We start from the raw sequence: 7286 nt of genomic DNA on the forward strand, positions 1-7286 counted from the left end.
ATGTAATAAGCCTGGTACGAATTCATCCCAAACGATATATAGTTAAGAGAATGCTACCTGGCCATTAAAAAATAAAGTAAACAATGAAGCATATAACCATCATAGTGCCTGACGGCGAGGGCAACAACTTAAGCAGTATAGTGGGCGCCTACAAAATATTTACAAGAGCCAATGCTTATTGGAAGGAGACAGGCAGAAGAGAATTGTATAAAATTGAGCTGGCAGGTATTTCAAAAAAAGTGGATTTTTATGAGGGGCTGTTTACCGTAACACCACATACCAACATTACTGCAATAACCAAAACCAATCTCATCATTATCCCTTCATTGAACCATAATTACCAAAACGCGGTGAAAAGAAACCAATTGCTGATTGACTGGGTTCAGCAACAATATAAGCAAGGTGCTGAAATAGCAAGTATATGCACCGGCGCATTTATGTTGGCAGCGTCGGGCTTGCTGGATGGAAAAAATTGTTCTACTCATTGGGCAGCTGCAGATAGTTTCAGAACGATATTTCCTAAAGTGAATTTACAACCTGATAAACTGATTACAGATGAAAATGGGATTTATACAAATGGTGGCGCTTATTCCTTCCTTAACCTGGTGATTTACCTGGTTGAAAAATATTTCGACAGGCAGACGGCGATTTTTTGTTCAAAAGTATTCCAGATTGAAATGGATAGAAACCGCCAGTCAGCTTTTATAATATTTAAAGGGCAAAAGTTACATGGGGATGAAATGGTTCAGCAGGCACAAGCCTATATGGAAGGCAAGCTGGATGAAAAAATATCGGTTGAACATTTGTCATCCAGGTTTGCAGTGGGCAGGCGAAATTTCGACAGAAGGTTTATTAAGGCAACCGGAAATACGCCCGTTGAATATTTGCAAAGAGTAAAAATTGAAGCCGCAAAGAAAGCGCTGGAAACCAGTCGTAAAACAATTAATGAAGTGATGTATGATGTTGGTTATTCAGACGTGAAAGCGTTTCGCGAAGTATTTAGAAAAATTACAGGAATGTCACCATTGGAATATAGAAGAAGATACAATAAGGAAGCGGTGATTTAAGCATGTACAGTTTTAAATATAATTTCAATATTTGTAAGTATGGCGGCAGGAGAAAAACATTTATGGAGATTATCCTTTACAATAATCCAATTATAAAATATACAGATCCTATACCAGCCACAATCATTCCGCCGTACCAAAGAAACCTCCTCCTGGTAATAATTGAAATAGCTGATACTGCAATGGCAACTTGTAAAAAAGTAACGGCGCTTGAAAGTGTTATGTGCCTTTTCAAATGAGCTTCTGATTGTTGCTCGTATTTTTCAGCAGTAGTTTTTATGTTCTCCGCTTCGAGTAAGGTTGCCTGTGAGGACCTGGTGCCAACGTTTTCGTGTGTTTCAATATTTCTTATTTCTGCCTTAATACCTTTGGCCTGGTAGTAGGCCCATTGGTCAGATGCTTTTATCTGGAGAATAACGGCCTCATTCGAATGATGCCCTGCAAAAAGCGCTGCCAGCGCCGCCAATACCGCCATGATTGCGGTAGAGATCGCCACAAATAATGTCCATCTGTTTTCTTTTTCCCGTGACAGTTCTTCCGCCTTTTCATTAATTGCTTCGTGTAAATGCTCCGTAGGAACCTCAATTTCATCCATGTCTGAAGTTTTAAAATTGGTAAATAAAAATAAACGTCTTTTTTAAAATTAAAATACGCCATTTAGATTGCCTTCCTGGTTTATTCGTGGCTTAAATGTAACAAAAGTTATTCAGGCAAAATGTTTTTTATGGTCAGCCTGCAGGGGGTGTTGCGATTGGCAGGATAGGTTTGTAATTTATAAACCCATTTTTGCTGCCGGAAGCTTCAACTTACTTTTTTACCAATTTTCGTTTATGCGTCGGAGTTATACGCATAGTTTTTAAAAATTCGAAATTATTAGCATCCAAAAACCTGCGGCGGGAATTTGCAGTTTCCAAGGGAGTGCTATATATTTATGTGGCGTGCATAAGCGTGCCCGGCCAACATTACAGGCAAATCATTTTAATAACAATGAACAAGGCATCCATAATAATTTCAGGAGTCATCGCTTCATTCTGTTTGGGTTTGGCTTTTAATACGATAATTGTTAAACAAAATAATTCAAACTTCCTAAAAATGAAGAAAGTAACAGGCATTGGCGGCATCTTTTTTAAATGTAAAGACCCCAATAAAATAAGAGAATGGTACAAAATGCATTTGGGTTTTGACACTGACCAACATGGGGCAAACTTTGAGTGGCGGGAAGATGCCGACTCAACAACAAAAGGCTCTACGCAATGGAGTCCATTTGCCGAAACAACAAAATATTTTGAGCCTTCAACAAAAGACTTTATGATAAACTATAGAGTTAACAATTTAGAAGTTCTTGTGCTGCAACTTAAAAATGAAGGAGTAACAATTGTGGACAAAATTGAGACTTTCGACTATGGTAAATTTGTTCATATTATGGACCCGGAGGGCAACAAGGTTGAACTCTGGGAGCCCATTGAAAGTAAGTAGAATAAAATAGCATAGACTAACAAAATGGAAACTGCTAACACCCATCTTTGGGTTGTATATAAAGCCGTGTGTAAAAATGGATCACTATATACGCAAAGCTTTTGACTCAGCCGGCTTCCCACCAACACATCTTCTAATGAAACACGTTTTACTGAATCCTGATGCCGGATAATATTTATCTGATTGATAACATTTCTTCCAATCATCACCTTCCTATTTACTGTAATTGTCTGTAAACCGATCTGGGCATGAACGGGGCCGGTATAATCCCAACGGATAAAATTGGGGAAAACCGGAAAGCCTCAACCGTAGAGAAATAGATTGGCAGAGAAATAGAAGTCCGGGAATTATACATTATTTTACAATAACAAATCTGTGACAAAAAAAATGAAAAAACTTCTGTTGTTTATTTTTATTGCAGTGAGCTTACAAGGGCAGTTGTGGGCTCAACTTGGCGGGCAGGCCCGTATAGACTCTTTACTTGGCCAATTACCTAAAGCCATTGACGATACGAATAAAGTGAAGCTACTAATTGATCTTAGTCATACCTATTACTCCATAAATGCTGATGAAGGTTTAAAGTTTGGAAAACAGGGATTAGCGCTGGCTCAGGAATTAAATTGGGAAAAAGGCATAGGAAATGCCTGCCGGACCATTGCAGGTAATTACAGCTTTGGGAAATCTGATTATGCCACGGCGTTGAAATATTCCCTGCAGGCATTGGAACAGTTTAAAGAGATTGGAGATAAACTCGGCACAGCAAGAATACTTAGTGATATCGGGGTCATTCACTGGTACCAGGCAAACTATCCCAATGCATTGAAATACTATTTTGACGCCTTACGCATTAACGAGGAAATCAATAATAAACCCGACATAGCGGTTACGCTCTGTAATATCGGGATTGTTTATAACAGCCAGAAAGAGTATCAAAAAGCACTTGAGTATCTCACAAAAGCAAATAAGATTGATGAGGAAATGGGAAATAAAAGTGGCATAGCTGCTAACCTCGGCGACATCGGCGAGTTGTACCGCAATTTAAACAACCAGGAAAAAGCGCTTGAATATGAATTAAAATCGCTGCAGTTGTATAAAGAATTAGGCGATAAAAATGGAATAGCAAGAGATCTGGGCAACATCGGCGGTATTTATTCCCATCAAAAAAATTACAGCAAGGCACTGGAATGTCATTTACAATCGCTGAAAATAAGTGAGGAACTGGGAGTTAAAATTGAAACCGCAGCAAGCCTTGGAAATATAGGAAACATTTATTTAGAGACAGCAAAGGATACCGGCACAGGCAAATATAATTTCGCCACATTGCAAAAGGCAAAAATCTATATAGACAGTGCCATACAAATATGTAAAGAAATTGGCGATTTAAATGCTTTGTCGGCAAACTATAAGCAACTGAGCGAAATACAAATGCTGCTTGGCGATAACAAAAGTGCATTGGCGAGTTATAAGAACTTTGCGCTTTTGAAAGATTCTATATTTAATATAGAGAAAGATAAAAAACTTACAGAAACCGCCATGCAGTATGCATTCGACAAGAAAGAAGCAGCAGCGCGGGCGGAGCAGGAGAAGAAAGACATCAGGCAACGCAATATCCGCAATTCAATTATCGCTGGTGCTGTGGTATTATTATTACTATTAATAGCATTCATTAATCGTTACCGCTATAAACAAAAAGCTAACGAACTGCTGGCTACGGCTTATGAAAATTTAAAAAACACCCAGGAGCAATTAGTGCAATCAGAAAGGATGGCTGCATTTGGCGTAATGGCTTCACGCATGGCACACGAAATACAAAACCCGCTGAATTTTGTAAATAACTTTTCGGAATTGTCCGTGGATTTGGCACAGGAAATAATTACTCCCGGTAATGAAGAAGAAAAAAAAGAGGTGGCACAAGATTTAATCAGCAATCTTGAGAAAATAAATCATCACGGTAAAAGGGCTGCCGCCATCATAACTCAATTACAGGAACATGCACGTTTAGGTACGGCGCAACAATTTTTCGAAGAAGAGTAAAATTTATAAACATACAACGTTCATCGGCTTTGCGAAGGTTGGGCATTCATTCTACGACTGCCTGACCCTTGCAAAACCATTACGTGTAATGATCGATTACTCTTCTATTGAATCATTAGTAATCCAGCCTGATCAATAGAAAATACTTTATCTGAACCGGTTGTCTTCAACGTAAACTGATCTCCGTCGGATTGAAGTGACAAGTTATTTAAAGCAACATACTCCGGGAGTTTCAGCTGTGAAAAATCACCGGTGAACCGATGGGCTGTTTTATAATATAATCTCTCCGCATAATAAACAGACATCAGTTGCATTTTAATAGCCCAGTTTGTATCCGTTAAAAAAGCATCCTCAACGGTACCAACTTTTTTCGAAGAGAATTGCAAATAGCCCCAGTACTCTGGCCGGTGCATATCGATTGCCCATTGCGGCGACCAAACCCAATTATGTTCGGGCTCAGGTAACTTCGTATAAGAATTGTTTTCAATTTTCACATTCCATTGAACCCGGCTAAAATTGATTCTCCACTGAGTTCCTGCAGCGAAAGGTTTTTTACCTCTTTCTAAATCAATCAATGATGATAAAGGAATCCTTATTTCAATATTCCATGCCGTATCAACATCCGAGGGTTTATTAATAGTTCCTTCGTACGAAATAGCATATTGTGTTCCTTTACATTCCCATCCAAAAATCGGGAAGCCTCCATCCCGGTAGGGCTTTTCCAAAAAAATATCCATCAATGTTCCCAGCGCATTGAATTCCATCTCTCCGTAGTTATAGTTATTTCCGTCCGGGTTGATAAAGATTTCAAAATCATTATCATGATAAACAATGCCATCATGTTGGGTAAGTGTTGCCCAGATATTTTTTGTTTCGATACGTGCACCGATATACAGGTTACTATCGTCCCATAACATTTTTATATGTGTTTGCTCAGTGGGTCGGGGCTTTCCGGGCCCTTCAATGTCACGGAACGGATCACTCCATTGCGCCAACTTCCAGCTGGGCTCATTTAGTTTTCCATCAATGTTGATTTGGTCAGAAATCTTGTAACAAATATAATGAGCAGGAGAGGGAGGAAACTGGCCGGAAACATTGTTATTTAAATTAATGAGCAGGATTATTGCCAAAACTTTATTCATCGCGACTATCTTTTTGTTGTGCAAAATACAACAACCAAAACGTGTACGGTCAATTAAATTTTTACTTTGATTTTTTTCTCTTTATCAACTGCGTTTAACGTGAGGGCTTGCTGCTGTGCTGGAATTTTATTTCGTGCAGCCCAAACCGTTAGCCCAATTGAAAAACTATTGATGAAGATATGAACAAATGCTGAACAATGAAAGTCCTGCCGGAACTGCCGCTGATAGTATTGCAAAAGATGAGGATTTGCAGTTCAGCCAGCATAGCCCTTAGGTTTGTATTAGAAATTCTTATTAATTTTCTGAAGGTAGAGAAGGAGACCTATCAGCATAGCCAGGTTAACGACCTTTTTTCTGAATGAGTTCCTTCCCGACCTCTCAGAGTTAACAGAACCAGATAGAATTGTAGGCTATCTATAGGCCTGTTAAGGGTATTAGTTTTTAACTCTAAACACTAAGTTATGAAAAGGTATTTATTCATTGGCATTGACATTTCTAAAGCCACATTGGATGTCTGTATGCTTTCCCTGTTACACATTACAGACAGCCATTATCATCAATTTCCTAATAACACGAAAGGATTTATTTTGTTACTGAAATGGCTAAAACAAAAAAGTAACCTCGTCCCAATCGAAGACTGGCGGCTCTGTATGGAAAACACCGGTATGTATAGTTTGGAACTGAACTGCTTTTTGCATGACAAAGGTATTTGGCAAACTATGGAAAACGCTTTACAGATTAAACGTAGCATGGGTGTGGTACGAGGCAAAACCGATAAGGCTGATTGCAAAACCATTGCGTTGTATGCATATCGTTTTTTCGACAGGCTAAAGCCATACGTACTCCCCAATGTTACTCTGCTACGCCTGAAAGCCTTGTTTGCACAACGTGAAAGACTAGTGAGCATGCACAGCCAACTCCTGGTAGGTAACCAAAGTTTGAAAGGGTATCCTAAAGACATTGTAAAGGATATAGAAAAGCAAAATGAGAAGTTGCTCAAAAACCTTTCAGAACAAATCAAAGCTGTAGACAAGTTGCTGAAAGAATGTTTAAAGCAAGATGAAGAATTACAACGTAAAGCCACACTTATTCAATCGGTTCCCGGTATTGGTCCGCAAACAGCAGCTTATCTTTTAATCGTAAGCCGCGGCATGAATAACTTTGCAACGCCCAGGCAGTTTGCTTGTTATAGCGGTTGTGCGCCGTTTGCACACACATCTGGATCAAGCATCAGGGGTAAAACCAAAGTGCACTTTATTGCAAATCGAAAAATGAAGATGCTACTGCATATGGCTGCCATGAATGCAATTACATTCAATGAAGAAATAAAAGCCTATTACCAGCGTAAAGTAGCGGAAGGCAAAAATCCAATGAGTGTACTAAATGCAGTTCGCTTTAAGCTTATCTGCCGAATCTTTTCCGTGGTTAAAAGAGATCAGGAGTTTGTAAAAGAATATAGAAAAATAGCCGCTTAAATATTTGGTGTAACCTATAGTAATCAAAACTTAATCTGACAGTTATTAAATTTGATAACAAAATAAAACAGATTAAGATGACAACAACTAAA

General features: G+C 38.8%; 6 protein-coding genes. 4 read left to right on the forward strand and 2 right to left on the reverse strand.

The window, feature by feature from the left end:
* The first annotated feature begins 83 nt into the window (after positions 1–83).
* Positions 84–1067 carry a GlxA family transcriptional regulator gene (locus FW778_RS22570; protein ID WP_150417179.1) on the forward strand — a complete coding sequence of 328 codons (984 nt, stop codon included), beginning with the start codon at positions 84–86 and terminating at the stop codon, positions 1065–1067.
* Between the two features lie 76 nt (positions 1068–1143).
* On the opposite strand, the gene FW778_RS22575 is transcribed toward FW778_RS22570, so the two are convergent.
* The gene (locus FW778_RS22575) at positions 1144–1662 is read right to left on the reverse strand and encodes a DUF4337 domain-containing protein (RefSeq protein WP_150417181.1); all 519 of its coding nucleotides are present in this window, start codon (positions 1660–1662) and stop codon (positions 1144–1146) included.
* A 497-nt stretch (positions 1663–2159) separates the two neighbouring features.
* Between FW778_RS22575 and FW778_RS23530 the strand changes: the two genes are divergently transcribed.
* Together FW778_RS23530 and FW778_RS22585 are read left to right on the forward strand one after the other, a co-directional pair.
* Positions 2160–2543, forward strand: coding sequence for a VOC family protein (locus FW778_RS23530; RefSeq protein WP_150417183.1), 384 nt, complete (start codon positions 2160–2162; stop codon positions 2541–2543).
* A gap of 387 nt (positions 2544–2930) precedes the next feature.
* Positions 2931–4577, forward strand: a complete 1647-nt coding sequence (locus tag FW778_RS22585) for a tetratricopeptide repeat protein (RefSeq protein ID WP_150417184.1) — start codon at positions 2931–2933, stop codon at positions 4575–4577.
* A gap of 104 nt (positions 4578–4681) precedes the next feature.
* Here FW778_RS22585 and FW778_RS22590 read toward each other — a convergent pair whose 3' ends face one another.
* Entirely contained in the window at positions 4682–5719 is a 1038-nt protein-coding gene (locus tag FW778_RS22590) for a carbohydrate-binding family 9-like protein (protein WP_150417186.1), read from the reverse strand.
* A 461-nt stretch (positions 5720–6180) separates the two neighbouring features.
* Here FW778_RS22590 and FW778_RS22595 point away from each other — a divergent pair, with 461 nt between their 5' ends.
* The gene (locus FW778_RS22595; RefSeq protein WP_150417188.1) at positions 6181–7194 is read left to right on the forward strand and encodes an IS110 family RNA-guided transposase; all 1014 of its coding nucleotides are present in this window, start codon (positions 6181–6183) and stop codon (positions 7192–7194) included.
* Positions 7195–7286 lie beyond the last annotated feature (92 nt).

The organism is Ginsengibacter hankyongi (assembly GCF_008710285.1).
Classification (GTDB): domain Bacteria; phylum Bacteroidota; class Bacteroidia; order Chitinophagales; family Chitinophagaceae; genus Ginsengibacter; species Ginsengibacter hankyongi.

Coding starts and splice junctions, on each gene's coding strand:
- FW778_RS22590 (WP_150417186.1), bottom strand. CDS start 5,719: ATGAATAAAGTTTTGGCAATAATCCTGCTCATTAATTTAAATAACAAT.
- FW778_RS22595 (WP_150417188.1), top strand. CDS start 6,181: ATGAAAAGGTATTTATTCATTGGCATTGACATTTCTAAAGCCACATTG.
- FW778_RS22575 (WP_150417181.1), bottom strand. CDS start 1,662: ATGGATGAAATTGAGGTTCCTACGGAGCATTTACACGAAGCAATTAAT.
- FW778_RS22585 (WP_150417184.1), top strand. CDS start 2,931: ATGAAAAAACTTCTGTTGTTTATTTTTATTGCAGTGAGCTTACAAGGG.
- FW778_RS23530 (WP_150417183.1), top strand. CDS start 2,160: ATGAAGAAAGTAACAGGCATTGGCGGCATCTTTTTTAAATGTAAAGAC.
- FW778_RS22570 (WP_150417179.1), top strand. CDS start 84: ATGAAGCATATAACCATCATAGTGCCTGACGGCGAGGGCAACAACTTA.